This window comes from Mycobacterium sp. NGS17 (assembly GCF_059813205.1).
Genome location: NZ_JCALED010000003.1, coordinates 162,043 through 185,798 on the forward strand (window position 1 = coordinate 162,043; position 23,756 = coordinate 185,798).

The 23,756-nt window shown below is 65.6% G+C and carries 24 protein-coding genes; 9 read left to right on the forward strand and 15 right to left on the reverse strand.

Annotation, left to right across the window (positions count from 1 at the left end; genetic code table 11):
- The first annotated feature begins 90 nt into the window (after window positions 1-90).
- On the forward strand, window positions 91-300 hold the full coding sequence (locus AC5Y7E_RS08595) for a hypothetical protein (RefSeq protein ID WP_499920071.1): 210 nt from the start codon (window positions 91-93) through the stop codon (window positions 298-300).
- A 13-nt stretch (window positions 301-313) separates the two neighbouring features.
- Here the strand turns inward: AC5Y7E_RS08595 and AC5Y7E_RS08600 are convergent, their stop codons facing one another.
- From AC5Y7E_RS08600 to AC5Y7E_RS08610, 3 genes are all read right to left on the reverse strand, one after another.
- Entirely contained in the window at window positions 314-1,273 is a 960-nt protein-coding gene (locus AC5Y7E_RS08600; protein ID WP_499948497.1) for a phosphotransferase family protein, read from the reverse strand.
- Complete coding sequence (locus AC5Y7E_RS08605) at window positions 1,274-2,071, reverse strand: SDR family NAD(P)-dependent oxidoreductase (protein ID WP_499948500.1); 798 nt, start codon at window positions 2,069-2,071, stop codon at window positions 1,274-1,276. It abuts the gene before it with no gap.
- A 103-nt stretch (window positions 2,072-2,174) separates the two neighbouring features.
- Window positions 2,175-2,618, reverse strand: coding sequence for a DoxX family protein (locus AC5Y7E_RS08610; RefSeq protein ID WP_499948502.1), 444 nt, complete (start codon window positions 2,616-2,618; stop codon window positions 2,175-2,177).
- 104 nt (window positions 2,619-2,722) lie between these two features.
- On the opposite strand from AC5Y7E_RS08610, the gene AC5Y7E_RS08615 reads away from it, so the two are divergent.
- The 6 genes from AC5Y7E_RS08615 (at window position 2,723) to AC5Y7E_RS08640 (ending at window position 11,680) form a co-directional block, all read left to right on the forward strand.
- Window positions 2,723-3,046, forward strand: coding sequence for a DMT family transporter (locus tag AC5Y7E_RS08615; RefSeq protein ID WP_499948503.1), 324 nt, complete (start codon window positions 2,723-2,725; stop codon window positions 3,044-3,046).
- Between the two features lie 109 nt (window positions 3,047-3,155).
- Window positions 3,156-4,580 carry a hypothetical protein gene (locus AC5Y7E_RS08620; RefSeq protein ID WP_499948813.1) on the forward strand — a complete coding sequence of 475 codons (1,425 nt, stop codon included), beginning with the start codon at window positions 3,156-3,158 and terminating at the stop codon, window positions 4,578-4,580.
- 123 nt (window positions 4,581-4,703) lie between these two features.
- Window positions 4,704-5,129: a hypothetical protein gene (locus tag AC5Y7E_RS08625; protein WP_499948504.1), complete on the forward strand. Its 426-nt coding sequence runs from the start codon at window positions 4,704-4,706 to the stop codon at window positions 5,127-5,129.
- A 206-nt stretch (window positions 5,130-5,335) separates the two neighbouring features.
- Entirely contained in the window at window positions 5,336-5,779 is a 444-nt protein-coding gene (locus AC5Y7E_RS08630; RefSeq protein ID WP_499920065.1) for an MmpS family transport accessory protein, read from the forward strand.
- Window positions 5,776-8,604 (forward strand): MMPL/RND family transporter, encoded by a 2,829-nt coding sequence (locus AC5Y7E_RS08635; protein ID WP_499948505.1) that lies wholly within the window; start codon window positions 5,776-5,778, stop codon window positions 8,602-8,604. The genes AC5Y7E_RS08630 and AC5Y7E_RS08635 overlap by 4 nt, the downstream gene beginning before the upstream one ends.
- A gap of 253 nt (window positions 8,605-8,857) precedes the next feature.
- Complete coding sequence (locus AC5Y7E_RS08640; protein WP_499948815.1) at window positions 8,858-11,680, forward strand: DUF2232 domain-containing protein; 2,823 nt, start codon at window positions 8,858-8,860, stop codon at window positions 11,678-11,680.
- Between the two features lie 12 nt (window positions 11,681-11,692).
- Here AC5Y7E_RS08640 and eno read toward each other — a convergent pair whose 3' ends face one another.
- Complete coding sequence (eno, locus tag AC5Y7E_RS08645; protein ID WP_499948506.1) at window positions 11,693-12,976, reverse strand: phosphopyruvate hydratase; 1,284 nt, start codon at window positions 12,974-12,976, stop codon at window positions 11,693-11,695.
- A gap of 126 nt (window positions 12,977-13,102) precedes the next feature.
- Between eno and AC5Y7E_RS08650 the strand changes: the two genes are divergently transcribed.
- Entirely contained in the window at window positions 13,103-13,294 is a 192-nt protein-coding gene (locus AC5Y7E_RS08650; protein ID WP_499920062.1) for a ferredoxin, read from the forward strand.
- Window positions 13,295-13,328: 34 nt separating this feature from the next.
- Here AC5Y7E_RS08650 and AC5Y7E_RS08655 read toward each other — a convergent pair whose 3' ends face one another.
- From AC5Y7E_RS08655 to AC5Y7E_RS08700, 10 genes are all read right to left on the reverse strand, one after another.
- Complete coding sequence (locus AC5Y7E_RS08655; RefSeq protein ID WP_499920061.1) at window positions 13,329-13,880, reverse strand: carboxymuconolactone decarboxylase family protein; 552 nt, start codon at window positions 13,878-13,880, stop codon at window positions 13,329-13,331.
- Window position 13,881: 1 nt separating this feature from the next.
- On the reverse strand, window positions 13,882-14,727 hold the full coding sequence (locus AC5Y7E_RS08660; protein WP_499948507.1) for a TauD/TfdA dioxygenase family protein: 846 nt from the start codon (window positions 14,725-14,727) through the stop codon (window positions 13,882-13,884).
- Between the two features lie 14 nt (window positions 14,728-14,741).
- Complete coding sequence (locus tag AC5Y7E_RS08665) at window positions 14,742-15,080, reverse strand: hypothetical protein (protein WP_499948508.1); 339 nt, start codon at window positions 15,078-15,080, stop codon at window positions 14,742-14,744.
- Window positions 15,077-16,339, reverse strand: a complete 1,263-nt coding sequence (locus tag AC5Y7E_RS08670; RefSeq protein WP_499948509.1) for an aromatic ring-hydroxylating oxygenase subunit alpha — start codon at window positions 16,337-16,339, stop codon at window positions 15,077-15,079. Before AC5Y7E_RS08670 ends, AC5Y7E_RS08665 begins: the two co-directional genes overlap by 4 nt.
- Before the next feature lie 13 nt (window positions 16,340-16,352).
- Window positions 16,353-17,096 (reverse strand): SDR family NAD(P)-dependent oxidoreductase, encoded by a 744-nt coding sequence (locus AC5Y7E_RS08675; RefSeq protein ID WP_499948510.1) that lies wholly within the window; start codon window positions 17,094-17,096, stop codon window positions 16,353-16,355.
- 32 nt (window positions 17,097-17,128) lie between these two features.
- Window positions 17,129-18,223, reverse strand: a complete 1,095-nt coding sequence (locus AC5Y7E_RS08680) for a 2Fe-2S iron-sulfur cluster-binding protein (RefSeq protein WP_499948511.1) — start codon at window positions 18,221-18,223, stop codon at window positions 17,129-17,131.
- 93 nt (window positions 18,224-18,316) lie between these two features.
- Window positions 18,317-18,769, reverse strand: coding sequence for a MarR family winged helix-turn-helix transcriptional regulator (locus AC5Y7E_RS08685; RefSeq protein ID WP_499920055.1), 453 nt, complete (start codon window positions 18,767-18,769; stop codon window positions 18,317-18,319).
- A 12-nt stretch (window positions 18,770-18,781) separates the two neighbouring features.
- Complete coding sequence (locus tag AC5Y7E_RS08690) at window positions 18,782-20,029, reverse strand: metal-dependent hydrolase family protein (RefSeq protein ID WP_499948512.1); 1,248 nt, start codon at window positions 20,027-20,029, stop codon at window positions 18,782-18,784.
- Window positions 20,026-20,361 carry a hypothetical protein gene (locus AC5Y7E_RS08695; RefSeq protein ID WP_499920053.1) on the reverse strand — a complete coding sequence of 112 codons (336 nt, stop codon included), beginning with the start codon at window positions 20,359-20,361 and terminating at the stop codon, window positions 20,026-20,028. Before AC5Y7E_RS08695 ends, AC5Y7E_RS08690 begins: the two co-directional genes overlap by 4 nt.
- Complete coding sequence (locus tag AC5Y7E_RS08700) at window positions 20,358-21,626, reverse strand: aromatic ring-hydroxylating oxygenase subunit alpha (RefSeq protein WP_499948513.1); 1,269 nt, start codon at window positions 21,624-21,626, stop codon at window positions 20,358-20,360. Before AC5Y7E_RS08700 ends, AC5Y7E_RS08695 begins: the two co-directional genes overlap by 4 nt.
- A gap of 187 nt (window positions 21,627-21,813) precedes the next feature.
- Here AC5Y7E_RS08700 and AC5Y7E_RS08705 point away from each other — a divergent pair, with 187 nt between their 5' ends.
- Window positions 21,814-23,259, forward strand: a complete 1,446-nt coding sequence (locus AC5Y7E_RS08705) for an aldehyde dehydrogenase (RefSeq protein WP_499948515.1) — start codon at window positions 21,814-21,816, stop codon at window positions 23,257-23,259.
- A gap of 4 nt (window positions 23,260-23,263) precedes the next feature.
- Here the strand turns inward: AC5Y7E_RS08705 and AC5Y7E_RS08710 are convergent, their stop codons facing one another.
- On the reverse strand, window positions 23,264-23,458 hold the full coding sequence (locus AC5Y7E_RS08710) for a long chain fatty acid-CoA synthetase Faa4p (protein ID WP_499948817.1): 195 nt from the start codon (window positions 23,456-23,458) through the stop codon (window positions 23,264-23,266).
- Between the last annotated feature and the right edge of the window lie 298 nt (window positions 23,459-23,756).

The following is a 23,756-nucleotide window of genomic DNA, read 5'->3' on the forward strand; positions in this document are numbered from 1 at the left end:
GCGTTTCGACAATCTCCAGTATCCGGACGGATTACGGAGAGCAGGGCAATGACATCTCACAGGTGCGCTCGCGTACTGGTCGCGGGTTCGATGGTCATCTCGGCTTTGACCTGCGGCGCGGGCACAGCGCTCGCAGACCCTGACGCCGGTCAGCAGCCCGACCTTCCCTCGATCGACGAATGGCCGATACAGTTTCCGACCACCTTGACCAACCCGGTCGACGATGATGAAAACGGTTTGCCGAGCGACTGGAACAAGGTGGGAATGATTTGCGAAAATCTATCAGCCCACTGCGGCTGATCAGCTGTCCCTGCTAAGCCAGCGTGGTCCTGGCGCGGTCCAGCAGTCGCGGCAAAACCGCTGCCATGGCTTCCCATTCGGCTCGCGGCGCGGCGCGTCGCCGATTGTGTTTGACGATCAGCGACCACGTCGCCGCCGATTTGAAGCACGCCAGCGCCGTGAACCACGCCAATTCGCCGACCTCGCAACCCATCTCAGACCGGTAGAGCTCGATGAGCTCGGCGATGGGCGGCGCGATGCCGTCAGCCGGGTCGACCCGCCGGTAGGTGTCCGGGTCGCAGTTGATCAGGAACCAGCCGGCGTCGACGCGGGGATCGCCTATCGACCAGATCTCCCAGTCGATGACCGCGTTGACATGCGACCCTGCCGCGAGCAGGTTGCCCAGCCGGAAGTCGCCGTGCACCACGCGGGGCGTCATCGCGCTCGGTGCGCAATCCAGCAGCTCGTCGCGCACGTTCGGCCAATCGGGCACCATCGCCGGGTCCACCGTCCGCAGCGTGTCGGACCAACGCTGGACTTCGGCGACCGGATCGACCACCGGTTCGTCGCCCAGTCCGAGCTCCGTCGGCGCGAGTCTGTGCAACGCGGCCATGGCGCGGCAGGCATTCCGATACCGATCGCCGAGAGCGGGCACCGGCGCGCAATCGTCGAACAGCGGTTCCACGCACTCGCCTTCGACGTGCGTCATCACGTAGAGCGGTGGCGTGCCGGGGGGATCCCCCGCGTCCTCCCACAGCACCGTCGGCACCGGAACATCGTTCGCTGCAAGCGCTTTGATGATGCGGGCCTGGCGCAGCACGTCGCGATGCCCAACGGGTTCGACACCCGGCGGGGCGACTTTGATCACCACACGTTGGCCGGCCCTGGTGCCCGCGAAGGTGAGACTGGAGGCTCCCCCGGACAGCGGAGCGACGTCGACGACGCCGGCACCGTCGAGTCGCCGACGCAGCTCGGCGGCATCGAGCTCGGCCATTCAGCCCGCCGGCGCGGACCAGCCGACCTCGGCGAGGAAGGGCTGGGTGTGTGCGATGCGACCGGTCAGGGTCTTCGGATCACCCGTGCATAGCCGGAACGCCGTTTCGGTGATCAGCCCGATGTCCTCGGTGCCGGTCTTGGCCAGATCCAGCGTGCCGGCGCCGGGCGTGGCCACGGGGTTGGACGGGGCGGCGGCGTTGACCGCGATTCCGTCGTCATACAGTTCGGCCGCAAGGCTTTTCGTCAATCGGTTGAGTGCGGCCTTGGCCGTGCCGTAGATGCCGAAGCCAGCGGTCCGGTCGAACTCCGAAAACGGCGGCCCTGGCGGCAGGTCGCCGCCCACCGAGGTCAGGTTCAAGATCCAGCCGCGCCCGCGCTCGCGCATCGCGGGTATCGCCAGCTGGCACAGATGCAGTGGCCCGAGCACATGCATCTCCATCATCAGCCGGGCGCGCCGCTCGGGAAACCCGTCGAGAGGCCGCAGGAACGTCACCGCGGCGTTGTTGACCAGGATGTCGGGTGCGCCCACGCCGTTGACCACCTCGGCGAAAAGCCGTTCCCGGTCTTGCGCTTGGGACAGATCTGCTTGAACCGCAATGGCTTTCCCACCCGCCGCGACAATCTCGTCGCGTGTTTGGCTCAGCGACCCCTGGTACTTCGGATCGGGGTCCATCGTGCGGGCGGTCAACGCCACCGTCGCTCCGCGTTCGGCCAGGCGCGCGGCGATTGCCCTGCCCAAGCCCCGGCTGCTGCCGGTGACCAGGGCCACCAGCCCGTCGCAGCGTTGCGCGCTCATGATCCGCCTCTCCGAACCCGTCCGTCGATCTGAAAACGGCTTCTCCGTATCAGAGAATGCCATTATCGCCGGTTGAGCGAAAGTCTGGGCTCGACGCGTTTCGTCAGCGCCGAAGCCGCGACCGGCCCGCCTTCCGGCGTAGTGCATCCAGGGAGTAGGCGCCGCCCCCGGCGAAGACGAGCAGGAAAAATCCGAAGCAGAACAGGATGGCCAGCGCTCCGCCGTTGCCTGCGGGCGGATCGGCGACGGGCCACAGCGCCTCGGGTTGATGACTCGAGAAGTAAGCGACCGCCATCTCCCCCGAGGCGACGAACGCGGCGGCGCGAGTGAATAACCCGCCGGCGATGAGCAGGCCCGCGACGATTTCGATCAGCCCGGCATACCAGCCGGGCCAGGATCCAACTTCGACGACAACGGGCGATGGGACGGGCCAGTCGAAGAGGCTCCTCGACCCGTATGCGGCGAAGAGCAAACCGTAGACGCACCGAAACAGGCTCAGTACGGCCGGGGCGTAGTAGGCCAGTCTTTGGTCGAGGTTCGTCGTCACGCTGGCAAGGTTACGGTTGCCACCCGGGCGATCGGCGGAGACGACGCCATTCGACGCACCGTCAGGTAAATACGTACGTGTGCCCAGGCAGGCAAGGAGGCGTTGTGACCTATCTGTTTCTCCTCGGCGCGATATTCGCCGAGGTAATAGCGACCAGCATGCTCAAGGGCACCGAAGGCTTCACCCGCCTGTGGCCGACCGTGGTGTGCCTGATCGGTTATGCCGTCTCGTTCGCGCTGCTGGCGGTGTCGATTTCGCGCGGTATGCAGACCGACGTCGCCTACGCGTTGTGGTCGGCCATCGGTACCGCCCTCATCGTGTTGATCGCCGTGTTGTTTCTCGGCTCCTCGATATCGCTGTCCAAGATCGTCGGGGTCGGCTTGATCATCGCCGGCGTGGTCACGCTGAACCTCGCCGGTGCGCACTGACCGCGTCCTGCGAGAGCCGTCCGAAACGGACTAGGGTGGGCGCGCACGCAACGACGGCAGGAGAGATGTGAACCTACGCTTCCGCGAACTCGCCCTGGCTCCGGTGATCATGGTGCTGGCGCTGCTGCTCGCCCCGTCGGCGTCCGCCGACACCTACACGGACCAGCTGGTGAGCAGGTTCGACAGCGAGACGCACGTGGTGGTCGACCCGGGGGCCCGGCCGCCGCTGCAGAATCCCGACAAGCTGAACCAGCAGATCCTCACCAGCTCGTGGACGTGGAGCTCGGACCCTCCGGTCTGGGTGGCGGTGGTGTCCCCCGCCCAGAGCGGCGTGACCACGCCCGACGCCGTTCACGCCGCCATGCTGAGCCGCAACCCCAGGTTCAGCGGCGTCATCCTGGTCATCGACTCCCGCGGCTACCACGTGCGCGCCTACAACGTGCCCAAGGCCATTGCCGACAACGTTGATCAATTCATGAATCAGTCGGCGAAAGATCACCACAACGACCCGTACGGCGCCACGAGTGCCTTCGTCGGCAAGCTGGCGAGCGCCAACGCGGTGTCCCGCGGACCGGTGACCACCTCTCCCGTCGCTCACCAAAAGCACGACGACTGGACCTGGCTGAAGGCGACGCTGGTCATTTCGGGCATCGCGCTGGCCATGGCCGGCTTGCTCTGGTTCGGCGTGCGCCGAAATCGTAAGCACCGCAAGGACAATGAGGCGCGCGAGGAGATCAAGCAGGAGCTGATCGTGGCCACGTCGAATGTCAGCGATCTCGACAACGCCGTGCTGACCGATAGCGGCGCGGATGTCAGCGCCGAGTCGTTGAAAGCCAACTCCAGCTTGTACGACGCCCGAAACGCTTATGAGAAAGGCGATTACGGGGCCGCACGGGCGCATCTGCGGGTGGTGGAGTCCACGGTCGCGAAGGCCAACCGGAAGCTGGACCCGCGGCGCACGCCCGACGTCGCCGCCGTGAATTCGGTGCCGGCCGCCGATCGTAAGCAGGCCACGGTGCGCACCACGAACCCCGACACCGGTGAGTCGGTGACGATCAACAACAACAACTACAGCACCGCAGCGCAGCCCGGTTACCCGTACTACTACGGCGGTGGCTACCACAATGGGATGTTCTTTTACCCGGGCTATTACCCGTACGCGTTCTGGGGCCCGGGCTGGACGTGGGCGCTGACCGACGTGCTGCTGATGGACGCGCTCCTGGACGACCATTGGGGCGGCAGTTACGAGCGCGGCTTCGAGGCCGGCCGCGATTCCGCCTTCACCGATGCCAATAGCTATGGCTATGACGATGGCCAGGCAGCCGGTTATGACAGCCCGTCGGCGGACGTGGGGTTCACCGGCGGCGACGCCGCATTCTCCGGCGGCGGCGACGTCGGCTTTGGCGGCGGGTGGGACTCCGGCGGCGGCTGGGACTCCGGCAGCTCCGATTTCGGCGGCGGCTCCGATTTCGGCGGCGGATCGGACTTCGGCGGCGGGTCCGATTCGAGCGGTGGCGGCGACTTCGGATTTTGATCGCCCGGGATGTGATCATCAGCCGGGACTTTCGGAGAAAGCGCTCACGTACGGTGTCGCAACGACTGGGGTAGCGTTCTTCGCGAGCCTTCGGTAATCCCACGGCGAAGCAAGGATCGCAGCATGAGTTCGTCTTTATATGGTCTGCTGACCGCACTAACCCTTGTCCTGGCGCTGTCGTTGGCGGCCGTCGCCGCCGTGTACGTAAATCGCCTGGAGCGCCGCACGGCTGCTCCCGTCGGTGAAGACATCCGGAGCGCCAAAGCGGTCCTGCACAAAGTGCGGAAAGGCGAACCGATGTCACGGCAGGAGTTGAACTACGCGAAGCAACTCGTTGCCGATCGTGGCTCCTTGCTGACCCTTTGCATCCCGGGCGCCTTGTTCATGCTGGGCTGTTTTTATGTCTTCGGCAGTCTCTACCACTTGCATGGAGCGACTCCCTCCGAGCGGACCTTCCTCGGGGTGATCCCGATGTTGACCTCGACGAACCTCGCCATTCAAATCCGCCGCCACGCAGGGTTGAAGCGGCGGCTGAACAAAGTGTCCTGACCGAAGACAAGGCCAGGCATCCCGTGCGCTCACGGGCCGCCGGATGGGCCGGCGCGCCTTACCGGCCGGGTCCGGGTTGCGGTGTTTCTGGTCTTGCACAATGATGTGTCAATTGGGCACATGACCGTCTACTATTTGGCGGGCACCAGGGCGAGAGCGGGGGGGCACGAACACGATGTCCGTACCGGGTCGCGAGAGATGATCCGATGAGCCCTCGTTCAGTCGGGCGGACAGTGCTTTCGCGTATCTGGATGCCGTTGGTCGCGGTGGTCGCGGTGGGTGTGGGCCTGCTGTGCATGTACAAGGTGCATCAGTTCTCCGAACCGGAGCCGGTCATCACCGTCAACGGTCCGCAGGCACCCGAAGAGTTCAACCTCAAACGGATCACCTATGAGGTGTTCGGTTCCGCCGGGCGAGGCGGGAAGCTCGTCTACGTCGACATCGATGGCCATCCGCACGAGGTCGATATCACGTCTTTGCCCTGGTCCCACACGGAGACCACCACGCTTACGGTGGCATCCGGCAGCATTTCGGTGCACGTTCATGGCGGTCAAGTGGGTTGCCGGATGCTGGTCGACGGCGTTGTCCGCGACGAGCAATCCGGTGACCATCAGGACGCCGACGTCCAGTGCAGGGTGAAGTCGGCATGACCGAGCACCGCCTCGACGAGCCCCGGGTCAAACGTCCCTTCATCCCCAGGATGGTCCGCGCACTGGCGATACCGATCATCTTCTTCTGGGGGCTTCTCGCGGTCACCACGAATACCTTTATGCCCCAAGTGGAACGGGTCGCAGAAGAGCTCGCCGGGCCGATGGTCCCGCACTACGCACCCTCGCAGCGGGCGCTGCTGCACATCGGCGAGAAGTTCCACGAGTCCAACTCGACCAACCTGACCATGGTGGTGTTCGAGGCGAACCGCCAACTGGGCGACCAGGACCACCGGTACTACGACGATTTGATGCGCCGCCTCGAGCGCGACACCAAACACGTGCAATACGTGATGGATCTGTGGGGCAAGCCATTCACCGCGGCCGGGGCGCAAAGCGTCGATGGCAAGTGCACCTACGTGCTCTTGCGTCTCGCCGGCGACATCGGCCAGATTCAAGCCAACCAGTCCGTCGACGCCGTCCGCGACATCATCAAGAAAGACACGCCGCCGCCCGGGCTCAAGGTCTACGTCAGCGGTGCGGCTCCGCTGGCCTCCGACACACTCGCCATCGCCAATGCCAGCCTGAACAACGTCACGATCGTCACGATCATCCTCATCGTCGTGATGCTGCTGTTGGTGTACCGCACGCCCGCCACGCTGTTGGTGCCCCTGCTCGGAGTCCTCATCGAGATGCTCGTCGCGAAGGGCATCGTCTCGACCCTGGGGCACTACGGGTACATCGAACTCTCGTCGTTCGCGGTGAACATCGTCATCGCGTTGACCCTCGGTGCGGGAACGGATTACGGCATCTTCCTGATGGGCCGATACCACGAGGCCCGACAGGCCGGCGAAAGCCGGGAGGACAGCTTCTACATCGCATACACGGGTGTCGCGCCCATCATCATCGGGTCCGGCCTCACCATCGCCGGCGCGTGTTACTGCTTGACGTTCGCGCGCCTCAACTACTTCCACACCATGGGGCCGGCCGTCGCGATCACCATGCTGTTCACCATCGCGGCGGCGATGACGCTGGGTCCGGCGGTCTTGACCGTCGGCAGCCTGTTCGGGATGTTCGACCCGAGAACCAGCGCCAAAGGGTATCTCTATCGGCGCATCGGGGCGAGCGTCGTGCGCTGGCCGGTGCCGATCCTGGTGGCCAGTTCCGCCGTCGTCATGCTCGGCGCGATCTTCGTGCCGAGCTACCGGCAGAACTACGACGACCGGCAATACCAGCCGGCCAGTGCCCCAGCGAATCTCGGCTTTCAGGCCGCCGATCGGCACTTCCCCAAGAGCAAGCTGTTTTCCGAGATGCTGATGATCGAGACCGACCACGACATGCGCAACTCGGCCGACTTCATCTCGCTCGATCGCGTCGCCAGGGCTTTGATCCGCCTGCATGGGGTGGCGATGGTGCAAGGCATGACGCGGCCGTTGGGCCGGGCGCTCGAGCACGCCAGCATTCCCTACCTGTTCACCACGCAAGGCAGCGGCAATGGTCAACAACTCCCCTTCAACAGGGAGCAGAATTCGAACACCGACGCGCAGGCGGAGATCCAGGCGCACTCTGTTGCCGTCTTGCGCAAGGAGATCGGCTTCTTCCAGAAGGTGTCCGACGAACTGCACCAGACGGTGCTCACCGTCGAGGACCTGGAAAGGGTCAGCAACGAAATCAACGAGGAGATCGCGAACGTCGACGATTTCTTCCGCCCGATCAAAAGCTATTTCTATTGGGAGAAGCACTGTTTCGACATTCCGATCTGCTGGTCGTTCAGATCGTTGTTCGACGGGCTCGACCAGATCGACCACCTGGCCGAGGACATCAAGTACGCCAGGATCTCCCTCGTGGAGGTCGATAAGGCCTTCCCGCAGATCATCGCCCAGCTGAAAGCCACCGCCGACGACACGGAAGCCCTTCAGTCGAAGTTGGTCAACAGCTACGGCTCGGCGGATCTACAGTCCATTCAAACCGAGCAGACCTACGACGATTCGATCAACGTCGGCAACGACTTCGACAAGTCCCGCAGCGACGACTTCTTCTATATCCCGCACGAAGCCTTCGACAACGAGGACCTCAAGGCGGGCATGAAGCTGATGATGTCGCCGGACGGCAAGGCCGCCCGCTTCATCGTCACGCACGAGGGCGACGCCATGGGCCCCGAAGGCGTCGAGCACGTCGAACAGTTCCCCGACGCGATCAAGACGATCCTGAAGGAGACGTCGCTGGCCGGCGCCCGGGTCTATATCGGCGGTTCGGGGTCCAACGACAAGGACATCAAGCAATACGCGATGTCGGATCTGCTGATCGCGGCGATCGCGGCCTTTGTGCTGATCTTCTTGATCATGCTGTTCATCACGCGAAGTCTGGTGGCGGCGTTGGTGATTCCGGGCACCGTGGCCTTCTCCTACGCCGGGGCGTTCGGCCTGTCCATCCTGTTCTGGCAGCACCTCATCGGTCTGCACCTGCACTGGCTCGTCCTACCGCTGACGTTCATCATCCTGGTGGCCGTCGGATCGGACTACAACCTGTTGTTGATCAATCGGGTCAAGGAGGAGCTGCACGGCGGGATCCACACCGGTCTCATCCGCGCGCTCGGCAGCACCGGCGGTGTGGTGACGTCGGCCGGTTTGGTGTTCGCCTTCACCATGCTGGCCATGCTCACCAGCGATCTGAGAACGATCGGGCAGGTGGGTTCGACGGTGTGCATCGGCTTGTTGCTCGACACCCTGATCGTGCGCTCGTTTGTCGTGCCGTCCATCCTGCGGATCCTGGGGCCGTGGTTCTGGTGGCCGACGCTGGTGCGCGCCCGTCCGCTGCCGCAGCCGTGACCGGCCGACGAATCGTTGACCGGGCCGAACGCATCTCGTTGATGTGCTGACATGTCGACGAAACGCGTGCGACGACCCGCGCCGTCTCGCCGCCGTCGCCGCCGTCGCCGCCCAGATTCCCGCCGACAAGGGCTACCTGAAGATCTGATGAGAGAACCTCGGGCGCGCTGGCGGCGACGGGCATAATCGTGTCGTGAAGGGGTCCGGCACTGCGCTGCCGAAAAAGCGTGCCGGATCGCTGCTACCCAGTGAAATGGCGCAGGCGTCGGTGATGGGTGCGCTGTGTGCGGCGATCGCCATCATCGCGGTCATCCTTCCGCACGCGGGTTGGCTGGGTCTGCTGGGCACCGTGCCGATTGGGCTACTTGCCTATCGGTATCGGATCCGGGTCCCGATCACCGCGGCGATCGCCGCTGGTGTGATCTGCTTTTTGGTGGTCGGCTTCAGCGGCGTCTTGACGGTCGCGCTCTGCGCCTACGTCGGCGGACTGGCCGGGATGGTGACACGCCGCACCCGCGGCACGCCCACCGTGATCGCCGTGTCATTTGTCGCCGGAGTCGTCCTCGGCGGGGCCGGCGTCATCGCGTTGACCGTCCTGGCGCGGCTTCGGCAACTGGTGTTCGACACGATCGCGGCCACCGTAAACGGAGGCGCGGCGGTGATTGCCCGCGTGCCGCACCTGCAGGCTGGTGCGCAGGAGCTCAAACGGTTGCTCGCCGAAGCGCTGAATTATTGGCAGTGGCTGGTCCTCGGATACGCGGTGGTCGCGATCATCGGCGCCTCGGTCATCGGCTGGTGGACGCTGTCGCGGGTGCTGCAGCGGCTAGGCAGCATTCCCGATGTGCACAAACTGGACGCACCGCTTCGCTGCGGGCCGATCGCGCCGGTCCCGGTGCGGCTGGACGAGGTGCGCTTCCGCTACTCGCATGCCGATCACGACGCGCTGCGTGCGGTGAGCTTTGACGTGCAGGCGGGCGAATACGTCGCGGTCACCGGAACGAACGGCTCCGGGAAAACTACGCTGGCACTGATCCTGGCCGGCCGCGAACCGACATCGGGCACGGTCGAACGTCCGGGGGCGGTCGGACTCGGCGAACTCGGCGGCACCGCGGTCGTCATGCAGCACTCGGAAAGCCAAGTGCTGGGCACGCGGGTCGCCGACGACGTGGTCTGGGGACTGCCGCCCGGCAAGACCACTGACGTTGGCCGGTTACTGCATGAAGTCGGGCTTGACGGCATGGCCGAGCGCGACACCGGCGGGTTGTCCGGCGGTGAACTGCAGCGCCTCGCCGTGGCCGCGGCGCTGGCGCGGGAGCCGGCACTGCTCATCGCCGACGAGGTCACCGCGATGGTCGACCAGCACGGCCGGGATGCGCTGCTCGGCGTGCTGTCCGGGCTCAACGAGCGTTATCGAACGACCCTGGTGTACATCACCCATTACACCGACGAGGCCGGTGCCGCCCACCGCACGATCAATCTCAGCGCTTCGCTGGATAACACCGCCATGGTCGAGACCGCGGCCGCGCCCACGCCGACGCTCGCCGCGGGCCACCAGTCCAGCGCGCCCATGCTGGTACTCGCCGGTGTTGGTCACGAATACGCCAGTGACACCCCCTGGGCGAAGACCGCTTTGCGCGGTATTAGCTTCGCGGTGCATGAGGGCGACGGGCTCCTTATCCACGGCGGCAACGGCTCCGGTAAGTCGACGTTGGCGTGGATCATGGCCGGACTGACGGCGCCGACCAGCGGTACCTGTCTGCTCGACGGACGCCCGATTTCTGAGCAGGTCGGTGCGGTCGCGCTGAAATTCCAGGCGGCCCGGTTGCAATTGATGCGTCCCCGTGTCGCCCTGGAAGTAGCTTCGGCGGCGGGCTTTTCGCCCGACGATCACGATCGAGTGGTCGCGGCGCTTGCCGTCGTCGGGCTGGATGCCGCGGTGGCGAAGCGGCGTATCGATCAGCTCAGTGGCGGCCAGATGCGCCGCGTGGTCCTGGCCGGATTGCTGGCGCGGTCTCCGCGCATCTTGATCCTCGACGAGCCGCTGGCGGGGCTAGATGCCGCCAGCCAACGCGGTCTGCTGCGGCTGCTCGCGGATCGCCGTCGTGACACCGGTCTGACCGTGGTGGTCATTTCGCACGACTTCGCCGGACTGGAGGAGTTGTGCCCGCGTACCCTGCACCTGCGGGACGGTTCGCTAACGGCGGAGGCGACGGCCGCCCGGGACGAAACGGTGGCGACAGACGCCCCGGCCAAGCAGAGGCCCGCTCGTCGGCGCCCCGTTGTGCTGCTGCGGCCGGTGCCGGGCAGCTCACCCATCCACGAGTTGTGGGCTGGAACGAAATTGCTTGTCGTCTTTGGCATTTCGCTGTTATTGACATTCTTTCCCGGCTGGGTGGCGATCGGGCTCAGCGCCGCGTTAGCGGTCGCGGGAGTACGGCTCGCGCGTGTTCCCCGCGGCGCGCTGCCGTCGGTGCCGCGATTGCTGTGGATCCTGCTGGCCATCGCCGGTTTCGCTGCGGCGTTGGCCGGAGGCAAACCCGTGATCCAGGCGGGAACGGTCTCGCTGGGTCTCGGTGGCCTGTTGGATTTTTTGCGCGTCACCTCGCTGTCGCTCGTATTACTCGGCCTGGGCGCGCTGGTGTCGTGGACCACTAATGTCGCCGAAATTGCGCCCGCGGTAGCCACTTTGGGTCGCTTCCTGCGACCGTTACGAATCCCCGTCGACGACTGGTCGGTTGCCTTGGCGCTGGCCCTGCGCACCTTCCCAATGCTGATCGACGAATTCCGGGTGCTGCATGCCGCCCGCCGACTGCGGCCGCATATCACACCTCGCACCCGTTGGGCCCGTCTGCGGGGCACGGCGGCGGAGGTTATCGACCTGGTCGTCGCGATCGTCACCGTCACGCTGCGCCGCGCCGACGAGATGGGTGATGCGATCACGGCCCGTGGCGGCACCGGCCAGATCTCCGCGGCCCCCTCGCGACCGAAACCGGCGGACTGGCTGGCGCTTTCGATCGCCTTGGCAGTGTGTGGGACCGCCGTGACGGCCGAGCTCGCGTTGTTCGCCGGCCGCTGACTCGAAACGGGCTCAGAACCGCGCCAATGCGGGCACGTCCGCCAACGCACAATCCGGGATGCCTTCGGCCGCTCGCAGCAAAAAGTTGAGCTTCGCGATGCGCTCGCCAGACCGCGGTGCGCCATTCTTCTGAAACGGCGCCCCCAGGCCCACCGCCAGGTCCATCACCACATCGTCGATGACGCCGCCCGAGCGGCCCGAAGGGATGGCCAAAACGCCATTGCGCCTAGCGTATTCGAAGCAATCCAGGGCCTCGGCGATCGTTCCGACCTGGTTGGGTTTCAGAACGAACCCACCGACTGCGGACATCTCGACGGCGCGCCGCAAGCGGGCGCGGTTGGTGACGATCAGGTCGTCTCCGAGGATGATCGAGCGGTGCACCGTCTGGACCGCTTTGGCGAATCCGGCCCAGTCATCCCCGTCCAGCAGGTCTTCGATGAACAGCATCGGGAAGTCCTGCGACAGCGCCCGGGCATAGTCGATCAACGCCTCCGCGGTCACCCGCTCGCCATTGAATGCGTATGTCGCAGAGTCCCTGTCGTACACCTCGCTCGACGCGCAGTCCAGGGCGAACGCCATGATGTCGGCGCAGCCGGCGCGCTCGACGGCTTCGGCCAACACTTCCAGAACGACGTGCGGGTCGCTGGACGGCGCGACGTATCCGTACGACGACGCCAGCATCGGTGCGCGGCCCAGGCGCTCGGTGAGCACCTCGCCGAGCGTCTCGAACAAGCCCACGCCTTTCTCCACCGCGGATTCGATCGAGTCCGCGCGATAGGGCACGACGAGAAACTCGCTGAAGGTCTGGCGGACATCGCCGTAGTGACCGCCATTGATCATGTTGAAGCTGGGTATCGGCACGGTGGCCGGCGGTTCGAGCCCGAGCAGCGCGCCGATATAAGTGTACGTGGGTGTGCCGGCCGCGGCGGCGGCCGCCCGCAGCAGTGCGATCGACGTGGAGTAGATCGCGTTGCCGCCGAGCCGGTGCTTGTCCGCCGTGCCGTCCAGGTCGATCATGACCCGGTCCAGGGAGCGGGGGTCGTCGAGTTTCGCGCCGATCAGGGCGGGGGCGATCTCGTCGGTCACCGCGGCGATGGCGCGGTGCACGCCCAGCCCGTTGTAGTGGGTGCGATCCCCGTCCCGCAGGACGAACGCCTCGTGTGAACCCACCGAACTGCCCGTCGGTGACGCGCCGCGACCGACAACGCCGGTGTCCGTGGTGATCTCGACCTCGAGCAGGGGCCGGGCTTTGCAGTCCAGCAGTTGGCGGGCGATGACGGATGCGATCTTCACCATCGACCTCCCGGACCCAGGATCTCAGCGTAAGACGGCAGCACTGAGAGGTCACTGAGAAGCGGCGTACTAGAATTTATACAGGACTCATTTGTGAAAACCTCGTGCGAGAGATCAAAGGAGATCTTCATGCGGCCGGTGGTGAACCTTGATCGGTGTGAAGGCAATGCCTACTGCGTGAACATCGCGCCGAATGTTTTTCGGCTCGACGATGACGACTACGCGGTGGTCACCGCGGACCCGGTGCCCGCCGACCAAGAGGCGCTGGTGGAGAAGGCCATCGCCGAGTGCCCGCGCGCCGCCTTATCCCGCGAGGACTAGCGCCTGACGACGGCACCACGTACCGACCGCGGGATCATCCGTGCTCTTCTCGGATGCCGAACGTGTTGACGGCCAGAGCAAGCAACAGGTATCCGCCGATGGTGAACGTCAAATCCATGCACTGCTGCTGGGTGAACAACTCGCCCAGCAGATCCCAAGTCCCTTGGCTGATGGTGTTGTCCGCGGTGAGATCGTCGACGGCGCGGATCACCGCCTGGTCGGTGTGGTCGGCGCAGCTGCCGGACCGAATGCCCTCGATCTCGGGTTCGGTCAGGCCCGCGCGCAGAGCGATCGGGATGTGGTGCGACCACAGGTAGCCGCAATTGCTGCGGTGCACCACGCGCAGCAACGCGACTTCGCGCACCCGGGGCGACAGGGTCGAGCGGGTGAGCAGGTAGGCATTGAACGGCAGGTAGGCCGCGGTCAGGTCGGGGTGGCGGACCATGGTCGACAAAACATTGCCCGCGCCAACGGGATTCGCCCGCTCGGCCGGGATCAGCGACGCCAGCGCGGCGCGGGCTCGCTCGTCCCACTCGTCGGCGGGTAGCGGTGTCAGGCGCAGCGGATGCTCGTCGGCCGCGGCCATGCTATTGGATCGGTTCGTCGCCGAGCACGGTGGTGCGCAGCATTTCTCGACGGGACTCCGGGTCGTACGGGGCGGCGCGGTGCAGCACCCCGCGGTTGTCCCAGATGACGGTGTCGCCGATCGACCAGCTGTGGCTGTAGACCTTGTCCGGCACCGTGGCCCGCTCGAGGAGTTCGTCCAGCAGGGCGCGTCCCTCATCGAGATCCATATCGACGACGTAGTCCGCGGAGGCGCCCAGCACCAGCGACTTTCGGCCGCTGCGATGCGTCCACACCAACGGGTGTTCGTGGGTGCGACGGGATCGCCAGCGCTGCACCTGTTCCGGCGACGGGTCGGGGTAGACGCGACGCTGGGAAGCCTCCAGCGAGTGCACCACACGCAGGGCGCCGAACCGCTCCTTCTCCGCGTCGCTCAGGGCGTCGTAGGCTGCGTACGAGTTGGCGAATTCGGTTTCACCACCCCATTCGGCGACCTGTACCGCCGACAGCACGGTGGCCTTCTGCGGGCATTCGTCGCCCAACGGGGTGCAGCCGTCGATGTGCCAGTCGAAGGTGGCCTTCAGGTAGGCGGCCGAGGCGTTCTTGGACTTGTCCAGCGTGATCGGGTAGATGCCGGCCACCGGATGGTGGCCGTCGGAGGAGTGGTCGATTTCGCCGAGGCGGCGGCAGAAGCCGACCTGTTCCTCCGGGTCGAGTTGCAGGCCGCGAAAGACCAGAACCCCGTTGTCTTCCAACGCATCCAGCACCGCTTCACCTACCGAGTCGTCTCTTGCCAGGGCGGCCGGCTGCAGGCCGGCGACCTCGGCACCGACCGACTCGGTGAGTTTGGTGATGGTGAGCAGACCCATGGTCGGTCCTTTCGTCAGGGCACCGGTCCGCAGGTGCGGATCATGACGGCGTCGGCGGCATCGACCGGGGCGGGTTGATGCATGATCTCCACCGCCATGGCGACCATGATCAGCGAATAGATCATGTGCAGCAGGTTCAGCGCGTCGTCGGGCACATTGTCGAGGGGAAACTTGTCGCAGTAGTCGATCGCCTCTTCCAGGCGCGGGAAGAACGCGTCGTAGAATTCCCGCAGCTGGGGCATCGACGCGTTGACCCGGGCGTTCCAGCGCTCGGTTTCGGTTGCCAGGCACCACGTTTGGGCGTATTCCTCCAGCTCGGCGAATGCGCTGGGCAACATGGTCTGCATGGTCACACTCCCACCGAATCCTGTTCGCGGCGATAGGCTTCGACCCAGTCGACGGCGACCTTGTGCAGATGGCGCACCAGGATCTCCTGGTCGTTGAGGGGAAACTCGTCGACGATGCCGTATTCCAGTGCCGCCTGCGTCCCGCCGAGCATCCCGGCGTCTTGCAACGCGAACTCCTTCAACACCACCGCGGCGACTTCGTGCTCGATACGCTCCCGCACGGTGCGCGCCGGATGGAAGTAGGTGTAGGCCTCGAACCGGTGCGTGTTGTGTGAGGTGGGCCAGTACCGGTACAGCAGATACCAGCCGCCATAGATCAAGATCTCGATGTTCGGGAAAATCTGGAAATTGCTGATGCCCCAGGGCTCGATCCGCCCGGGATTGAGCCCAGGTGGCAGTTCGCCGATGTCGGGCGTGCGCCACGGTCCCACCAGCCCGCTGCGGGTGGCCCGCTCGATCGGGTACATGTATTCGGGCGGCAGCAGCCAGCGGCGCCGCCCGGCCGTGGAGACCAACCGGTGCGGGCCGTCGAGTTGGAAATGGCCGCAAGTGAATCCGGCGTTAAGATCACGCACCTCGGCGGGCACCTGCTGGGAGTGCAGCGAGGGCACGTGGTAATACTCCTGGAAGGCGTCGGCGAAGATCTTCCAGTTGCTGTTGTTGTGGGCCACCCACTCGTAGCGTTCGGTCAGCTTGCCGAAGGGATAGTCGTCGAGGCCGGTGATCATTGGACCGAGGAACTCACGCAGGCCCTGGCGTGGTTCGGGGTCGAAGTTGATGAAGACAAAGCCGTTCCACACGTCACAGTGCACCGGCCGCAACCCGTACTGCGCGAGATCGAGGTCGAAGAACTCCGTTTCCTGCTGGACGAATTTCAACGCGCCCTGCAGGTCGTAGCGCCAGCCGTGGTATTTGCAGGTGAACTGCCGGCATGTCCCGCGGGTCTCCTCGCCGGGAAAGTCGTTCCACACCAGTTTGTTTCCGCGGTGGCGGCACACGTTGTAGAAGGCGCGGATGCGCTCGTCCTTGCCTTTGACCAGGATCACCGAGACGCCGGCGACCTCGATCTCCTTGGTGAGGTAGCTGCCGACACGCGGCAGCTCCTCCACCCGTGCAACGTTGAGCCACGCGCGTTTGAAGATCGCTTCGCGCTCGAGTTCGTAGAATTCCCGGGACGACGAGTCCTTGAAAGACACCGGGCCGGTTCCCAATTCGGGATAGTGCTCGGTCCAGGAGCCCTCCGGGGGCCTGCCTGCTCTGGTCATCGGATCCTCGCTATCACATCACCGCTCCACCGTTGACGCCTAGAACCTGGCCGGTGATGTACCGGGCTTCTTCCGAACATAAAAACCGCACGGCCGCGGCAATGTCGGCCCCGGTGCCGAGGTAGCCCAACGGGATATTGCTGGCGATCTGCTCATTGGACGGCAGGTACCCGGCGGCCTGGCCCCGGTACTGCATCGGGGTCTCGATGCCCGAGGGCGGAATGTTGTTCACCGTGATCCCGTGCGGCGCATACTCTCGGGCCAGTGACTTGGTCAACGTGATCACCGCGCCCTTGGACGCCGCGTAATGGGCGGCGAACGGGGAGCCGCGCTGGGCGCTCGAGGACGAGATCATCACGATCCTCCCCCAATTCGCCTCCATCATGTCCGGCAGCGCGAGCTGGCAGCAATGAAAGGTGCCGGTGAGGTTGACGTCGATGATTCGAGACCAGTTCTCGGCGGTGATCTCCAGGAAGGGTGAAAAGTCGAACATGCCCGCGCTGGTCACCAAAACCGTCACCGCGCCCAGCTCGCTGCGCACCTTCGCGAAGGCCTGCTCTACCGCGGACCGATCCGTGACGTCGGCGCCGGCCCCGAGCGCGGTCACGCCAGCGGCCCGCAGGTCGTCGGTGACGCGTTGCGCGGCATCCTCGTTGACGTCGAGCACCGCGACTTTCATTCCGCGCCGGCCCAATTCATGACAGGTTGCCTCGCCCATACCCGAGGCGCCGCCGGTCACCACCGCGACCCTCGTCATCGACCCCGCTCCACCATCGACCGCCTTCTCGCTCACTCGTAGACCACCCGCACCGTGGGACTGGTGGGCAGGGCCTGACACGTCAACACCCAGCCCTCCTCGACTTCATCCGGCTCGAGCGCGTCGTTGTTGATCATCCGGGCGCTGCCGTGCGTCAGGCGGGCCATACATGTTCCGCACGAGCCGATCTCACACGAGGACGGCGCCCGCAGTCCGGCCATCCGGGCCGTCTGCAGCAGCGTGTTACCCGCATGGTACGGCGCGGTCGTCGTCGAGCCGTCCAGCACGATGGTGACCTCGTCGGTCACCACCTCGGTGTCCGGCGGCGCCGCCGCGGCTACGTCGTCGACGTCGAAATGCTCGATGTGCAGGCGATCGGCCGGCACGCCCGCAGCCGATAAGGCGTTTCGCACGATATCCATGAATTCGTTTGGCCCGCAGATGTACACGTCGGCGTCTCCGGCGTCCGCGACGAACGCCTCGATGTCCGCCTGGGTGACGAAACCCCTGTTGTCGTCGAGATGATGGTGCAGCACGAAGCGATCGGCGTGCCGCGCGCTGAGCGACGCCAACGCCTCGTCGAAGATCACCGATTCACGGTTCCGGTTGGCATAGAAAAGTCGCGTGGCCCGCTCGCCGGACGTCAGCGCCGTACGCACGAGCGAAAACACCGGCGTGATGCCGCTTCCGCCGGCAAAGGCGATCAGCTCTCGATCGCTCTCGCGCAACACGAAGCGGCCCTGCGGTGGCAGGGCGGGCAGCTCGTCACCGGGCGTGGCCGTGTCGTTGAGCCAGTTCGACACCACGCCGTCGCGGTCGCGTTTGACGGTGATCTGCAGATCCTCGCCCAGAGCGGGTGACGACGACATCGAGTAACACCGTCGGTGCTCGCGGCCGTCGACGGTGACCAGCAGCGTCAGAAACTGTCCGGCTTGGTAGCCGAACCGCTTCGCGCTGCTCTGCGGAACGTCGAGAACGATCGACACGGCGTCGCGCGTCTCGGAAACCACGCGCTTGATCCGCAGTGGCACAAAGCCATCCGGCAGCGCGGCGACGTCGACGCCGCCCGATCCGGCCTCGTTCACCGCGGCCGGACCGACGTTCGCGGCCGCCCGAATTTCACCCATCCCGGCCACAGTATCAACTACTTGCGATTAGTCTCAAGTACTAGAGATTGGCGGCGTCCGTCGATGGCCGCGCTCGCGCCGTCCGGGGCGGGGTCAGCCGTCGACGTGGTCGTTGAACAGTTCATGACCGGTGCCCTTTTCGACGACGCGGCCCAGCAACTCGCGCAGGGTCCGCTGCTCTTGCTCGGTCAACACCCCGAACACCTCCTGGTGTGCGGCGATCGCGTCGTTCACCACCGTTTCGGCGACCTTGCGCCCCTCCCCGGTCAAATAGGCCCGCAGGATGCGTGCGTGCTGGGGGTCTTGCTTTCGTTCCACCAGACCGCGACGTTCCAGCGCGGTGAGTGCGAGCTGGACGCCTTGCGGGCTGATCAGCAGACGCCGCGCCAATTCGGCGCCGGATAGGCCTGGCTCGTTGGCCAATTGGCGCAGCACGCCGATCTGGGCGGTGCTCACACCGTGTTCGCGCATCGCCTCGTTGATGGTGGTCAGCGAATAGTAGAAGGCCTGCTTGAGCAGCCACAGGATGTTGTCGGTGAGTTCCATTTCCCGCCTCCGTTACGCCGCGGGGCTTTTGTAGATCTGCCCGTTTTTCATCACGAAGCGGACGTCGAGCGTGGCGGCGATGTCGTCGAAAGGGTCTCCGGGAACGGCGATGATGTCGGCCAGGTAGCCCGGCGCCAGCCTGCCCAACTCGTCATCCGCCTCGATCAGCTCGGCAGCCACCACGGTGGCCGCTCGGATCGCTTGCGCGGGAGTCATGCCACGTTCGACCAGCGCGCCGAGCTCCTTGGCGTTTTGGCCATGCGGGATGGCGGGTGCATCGGTGCCGCATGCGATTCGCACGCCCGCATCGATTGCCTTGGGCAACATCGACTTTGCGCGGGGGAACACCTCGAGCGCCTTCTTGCGCAGCTCCGGCGCGATGCGGTCGATGGCCATCGCGTCGGTCAGATACGTGGTCGACACCAGGAACGTGCCGTGGTCGGCCATCATTTGGATGGTCTCGTCGGTCGCCAGGAAGCCGTGTTCGATGCAGTCGATCCCGGCGCGAATGCACGCTTGGATGGCGCTGTCCCCGACGGCGTGCGCGGCCACCCGGACTCCAGCCCGATGGGCCTCGTCGGCGATCGCCGTGAACTCGGCGTCGGAGTACTGCTGGGCCCCCGGTGCGGTGCTGTGTGACATCACCCCACCCGAAGCCGAGACCTTGATCAGCTTGGCGCCGTGCCGGATCTGGTAACGCACGCAGGCGATCACGTCGGGCACGCCGTTGGCGATGCCTTCGGCCACCGACAGCGGCATGATCCCGGGAGCCAGCCGCTGGAACACCGTCGGGTCCAAATGCCCGCCGTACGGGGTGACCGCATGGCCGGCGGGATAGATGCGCGGCCCGACATGCCAGCCCTGGTCGATGGCGCGCTGCAGCGCCACGTCGAGCAGATAGCCCCCTGTCTTGACCATCAGCCCCAGATTGCGCACCGTGGTGAAACCTGCCTCCAGGGTGGTGCGTGCGTTGACCGCGCCACGCAGCGTGCGATACGCGGGGTCGTCCTGCACGCCATGCATGGGCGCCGGCAGCCCCTCCGGACCGCCGGGGCCGCCGATGAGCAGGTTGAGCTCCATGTCCATCAGTCCCGGGAGCAGGGTCACGTCGCCGAGGTCGATGACGGTCGCCGAATCCGGAAGCGGCTCTTGCGGATTGATCGCGGTGATGCGCTCACCGTCGATCACCACTTGCGCCGGCGTGTGAATCTGGCCGGTCACCACGTCACCCCACCGCGCCGCGCGCAGCACCGTGGTCATGGAACGGGCTCCGACACGCAGTCCAGCGTCGACGCACCCGAATCGGGGACGCGGGGCTGCTTCCAGCATTCCACCGGGAACGACACCATGATCATGGAATACAGCAGGTGCATCAGATTCTGGACATCGTCGGGCAGGTCGTCGAGAGAAAACTTGTCGCAGAACGTCAGGGCCTCTTCGGCCCGGGCGGTGATCGCGTCGTAAAAGGCCTTCATCTGCGTCATGGAGCTGGCCAGCCTCTTGGCGTAGCGTTCGGGTTCGCTGGGCAGGCACCAGTCGGAGAACGGTTCGAGGTCGGCGAATTCGGGGGGCAGCATCGGCATCGCGTTCACACTCCTGCCGTAGAGGTCCGGCGATAGTCGTCGATCCAGGCCGCGGTCTCCTTGTGCAGATGACGGATCAGGACCTCCTGGTCGCACAGCAAGAACTCGTCGATCACTTGGGATTCGAGCATCGTCTGCGTCGCCTCCAGGGTGTTGGCGTCCTGCAACCCGTATTCCTTGAACGACACCGCCGCCAGTTCCTGGGCCACCCGCTCGCGCGGGGTGCGCGGCGCGGGGAAGTACAGCGTGCCCTCGAACAGGTGGCTGTTGTAGGACGTCGGCCAGTAGTGGTAGGTCAAATACCAACCCTGGCCCCAGAACAGGATGACGAAGTTGGGGAACAGCTGGAACGAATCCAGGCCCCACGGATCGCATTTCGCGGGGTTGAGCCCGGCGGGCATCGGCCCCAGATCCGGCTTGTCCCAGGGGCCGAAGAGCCCGCTCTGGCAGATGTCCTCCATCGGCTTGCGCATCTCGTCGGCCATCTCCCAAGCCCGCACGCCGGAAGTGCTGACCAGGCGGTGCGGCCCGTCCAGCCGGTAGTGCGGGGCTTCAAATCCCGCCTCGGCGGCCGCCTTTGAGTACGCGGTCGGCGACTGGTTCGCATGCAACACGGGCGCGTGATAGAACTCCTGGAACGCGTCCATGTACAGCTTCCAGTTCGCCTTGACTTCCGAGCGGTAGTACCACCGCGACGTCATCTTGTCGAAGGGGTACCCCTCCAACCCGGTGATCATGGGCCCCAAGAACTCTCGCAACGATTGCTCGGGCTTCTTGGCGAAGTTGACGAAGATGAAGCCTTCCCACACGTCGCAGTGCACCCGTACCAGGCCGTAGCGACTCTTGTCGAGGTCGAAGAACTCCTCCTCCTGCTGCACGAAGGTGAGGTTGCCGTCCAGGTCGTAGCGCCAGGCGTGGTATTTGCAGGTGAACTGCCGGCACACGCCGCGCGTTTCTTCCTGCGGCATGTCGTTCCACACCAGCTTGTTGCCGCGGTGGCGGCACACGTTGTGGTAGGCCTTGATACCACCAGATGTGGTGCGCACCAGAATGATCGACGTGTTGACGACCTTCAGCTCGCGGGTCAAATAGCTGCCCTTGCGCGGAAGCTGTTCGACGCGACCGACATTGAGCCAGGCGCGCTTGAAGATGGCTTCGCGTTCCAGCTCATAGATCTCCGGGCTGATGGAGTCCTGGTAAGACACCGGATCGGTGCCCAACTCGGGGTAATGCTCGGTCCAGCTGCCCTCCGGCGGTTTGGGGAATCGAGCCATGATCGCTCCTTAAGCAGTCCACTCTCACCGGACCTTCGCCGCGCAGCCTCTCGCCACAGTCGCTGTCTGCGCGAAACGACCACCTGCGCACCGGTTTCACCGATCCCCTGAGAGCTCCGTCACGGCCGACGGTATATCCTCGACCCCATCAATAGCAAGTAGTTGATATTGGCATCGGGAGGCACGGATGGACCACAACCTCGGAGTGCGAACCGCCGCTGGCGATCGGGCGCGGCAGCGGGCCGGCGTCGTGCAGGTCATCTCACCACATACCGAGGAACCCATCGCCGAGGTCGACGCGGCCGGGCCCGACGACGTCGACGCTGCGGTCGCCGCCGCGCACGCGGCGTCGCCGCGCTGGGCCCGCAGCGAGCCGTCGGAACGGATCGCGGCCATCCGGCGCCTGGCCGACATCTACGACCGGCGCCGCCCCGAGATGGCCAACACCATCAGCGCCGAGATCGGGGCACCGATCAGCTTCGCCCAGCGCGCCCAGGTCGGCCTGCCCGCGTTCATGATCCGCGCGTTCTGCGACTTGGCCGAGAGACATCCGTGGCAGGAGAGCAGGCCCGGGTTCTTCGGCACCGACGTGCTGGTCCGCAAAGAACCCGTCGGCGTCGTCGCGGCGGTCGTGCCCTGGAACATGCCCCAGTTCCTCATCGTCACCAAGCTGGTGCCCGCACTGTTGGCCGGCTGCACCGTCGTGCTCAAGCCCGCACCCGAAAGCCCCTTGGACGCGCTGCTTTTAGGCGAGATGCTCGACGAGGCCGGTCTGGCACCCGGCGTGGTCAGCGTGCTACCCGGCGATGCGGCGCTCGGCGCATACCTCGTTGCCCACCGCGGAGTGGCCAAGGTGTCCTTCACCGGCTCCACCACGGCGGGCCGCGCAGTCGCCGCGGCCTGCGCCACCAACCTCACCAAGGTCAGCCTCGAGCTCGGCGGCAAGTCCGCGGCGCTGGTTCTCGACGACGCGGCGCCGGACAAGGTCGCCGCCGGGGTGCGATCGGCCAGCCTGTCCAACAGCGGGCAGATCTGCAACGCCCTGACGCGCGTCCTGGTCCCCCGAGCGCGTCATGACGAATACGTCGACGCGCTCGCCGCCGAGATGAGCGGCCTTCGCGTCGGCGACCCCAGCGACCGCGAGACCCAGCTCGGTCCGTTGGTCTCGCGTCGCCAGCAACAGCGCGTGCGCGACTACATCACCATCGGCCAGCAGGAGGGGGCGCGCTTGATCGTCGGCGGCGCCGACATGCCCGACGGACTCGACCGCGGCTGGTACGTCCAACCCACCCTGTTCGCGTCCGCCGACAACGCCATGCGGATCGCCCGCGAGGAGATCTTCGGCCCCGTCATCACGGTCATCCCCTACCGCGACGAGGACCAGGCAGTCCAAATCGCCAACGATTCCGACTACGGGTTGGCCGGCTCGGTCTGGAGCAATGACACCGACCGGGCGATGGCACTGGCCGCGCAGATACAGACCGGCACCGTCGGCATCAACCAGGGCTACACGATGGATCCGTTCGCGCCGTTCGGCGGCGTCAAAGCCAGTGGATACGGCCGGGAACTCGGGCCCGAAGGGCTCGACGGCTACCTCGACACCAAATCGATCGCGGTCGCGCCTGGCGGCTAGGTAACTACCCGGTTTCGCTCGCGACGTACACGGCCACGTACCCGATGGGGATGCCGGTCCATGTTGCGATGCATTCGCGTGCCGCCGGCTCCACGGCGGTCCGGCTGCCGGCGCGGGTGGCCCTGCCGATCTCGGGAATCCGGATCATCCATCCGTCCGCGTCGCGGGCGATGTCGATATCGAAGCACTGACCGACCATCGGACACTTCACGCGGTGAGCCGCCCGCTGTCGGCGGGTGCTGCGCAGCGATTGGCGGCGCAGCAGAGTGGGCTGAACAGACATGTCTGCTTTCGGTGAGTCGCGGACGAACCGCGGGCAAGATTAATCCGCATCGAGGCGAAAACCTAATCGGCGATCTCGGCCGGATAACGGCGAACCGTCGGTCAGTGCGGAACGCCCTTCGCTACGCCGCGGCGGCATCCGACCGACTCGTCGCGCCGGACCCCCCGAGGATGAGCTGCGCGGCTCAATTGTGTTCGCCTCGAATCGATTCCAC

What these genes read in the sequence shown, in the direction of transcription:
- AC5Y7E_RS08595 (WP_499920071.1), top strand. Translation starts at nt 91, where the DNA reads ATGGTCATCTCGGCTTTGACCTGCGGCGCGGGCACAGCGCTCGCAGAC.
- AC5Y7E_RS08600 (WP_499948497.1), bottom strand. Translation starts at nt 1,273, where the DNA reads ATGGCCGAGCTCGATGCCGCCGAGCTGCGTCGGCGACTCGACGGTGCC.
- AC5Y7E_RS08605 (WP_499948500.1), bottom strand. Translation starts at nt 2,071, where the DNA reads ATGAGCGCGCAACGCTGCGACGGGCTGGTGGCCCTGGTCACCGGCAGC.
- AC5Y7E_RS08620 (WP_499948813.1), top strand. Translation starts at nt 3,156, where the DNA reads ATGGTGCTGGCGCTGCTGCTCGCCCCGTCGGCGTCCGCCGACACCTAC.
- AC5Y7E_RS08625 (WP_499948504.1), top strand. Translation starts at nt 4,704, where the DNA reads ATGAGTTCGTCTTTATATGGTCTGCTGACCGCACTAACCCTTGTCCTG.
- AC5Y7E_RS08630 (WP_499920065.1), top strand. Translation starts at nt 5,336, where the DNA reads ATGAGCCCTCGTTCAGTCGGGCGGACAGTGCTTTCGCGTATCTGGATG.
- AC5Y7E_RS08635 (WP_499948505.1), top strand. Translation starts at nt 5,776, where the DNA reads ATGACCGAGCACCGCCTCGACGAGCCCCGGGTCAAACGTCCCTTCATC.
- AC5Y7E_RS08640 (WP_499948815.1), top strand. Translation starts at nt 8,858, where the DNA reads ATGGCGCAGGCGTCGGTGATGGGTGCGCTGTGTGCGGCGATCGCCATC.
- eno (WP_499948506.1), bottom strand. Translation starts at nt 12,976, where the DNA reads ATGGTGAAGATCGCATCCGTCATCGCCCGCCAACTGCTGGACTGCAAA.
- AC5Y7E_RS08650 (WP_499920062.1), top strand. Translation starts at nt 13,103, where the DNA reads ATGCGGCCGGTGGTGAACCTTGATCGGTGTGAAGGCAATGCCTACTGC.
- AC5Y7E_RS08655 (WP_499920061.1), bottom strand. Translation starts at nt 13,880, where the DNA reads ATGGCCGCGGCCGACGAGCATCCGCTGCGCCTGACACCGCTACCCGCC.
- AC5Y7E_RS08660 (WP_499948507.1), bottom strand. Translation starts at nt 14,727, where the DNA reads ATGGGTCTGCTCACCATCACCAAACTCACCGAGTCGGTCGGTGCCGAG.
- AC5Y7E_RS08670 (WP_499948509.1), bottom strand. Translation starts at nt 16,339, where the DNA reads ATGACCAGAGCAGGCAGGCCCCCGGAGGGCTCCTGGACCGAGCACTAT.
- AC5Y7E_RS08675 (WP_499948510.1), bottom strand. Translation starts at nt 17,096, where the DNA reads ATGACGAGGGTCGCGGTGGTGACCGGCGGCGCCTCGGGTATGGGCGAG.
- AC5Y7E_RS08680 (WP_499948511.1), bottom strand. Translation starts at nt 18,223, where the DNA reads ATGGGTGAAATTCGGGCGGCCGCGAACGTCGGTCCGGCCGCGGTGAAC.
- AC5Y7E_RS08685 (WP_499920055.1), bottom strand. Translation starts at nt 18,769, where the DNA reads ATGGAACTCACCGACAACATCCTGTGGCTGCTCAAGCAGGCCTTCTAC.
- AC5Y7E_RS08690 (WP_499948512.1), bottom strand. Translation starts at nt 20,029, where the DNA reads ATGACCACGGTGCTGCGCGCGGCGCGGTGGGGTGACGTGGTGACCGGC.
- AC5Y7E_RS08700 (WP_499948513.1), bottom strand. Translation starts at nt 21,626, where the DNA reads ATGGCTCGATTCCCCAAACCGCCGGAGGGCAGCTGGACCGAGCATTAC.
- AC5Y7E_RS08705 (WP_499948515.1), top strand. Translation starts at nt 21,814, where the DNA reads ATGGACCACAACCTCGGAGTGCGAACCGCCGCTGGCGATCGGGCGCGG.
- AC5Y7E_RS08710 (WP_499948817.1), bottom strand. Translation starts at nt 23,458, where the DNA reads ATGGTCGGTCAGTGCTTCGATATCGACATCGCCCGCGACGCGGACGGA.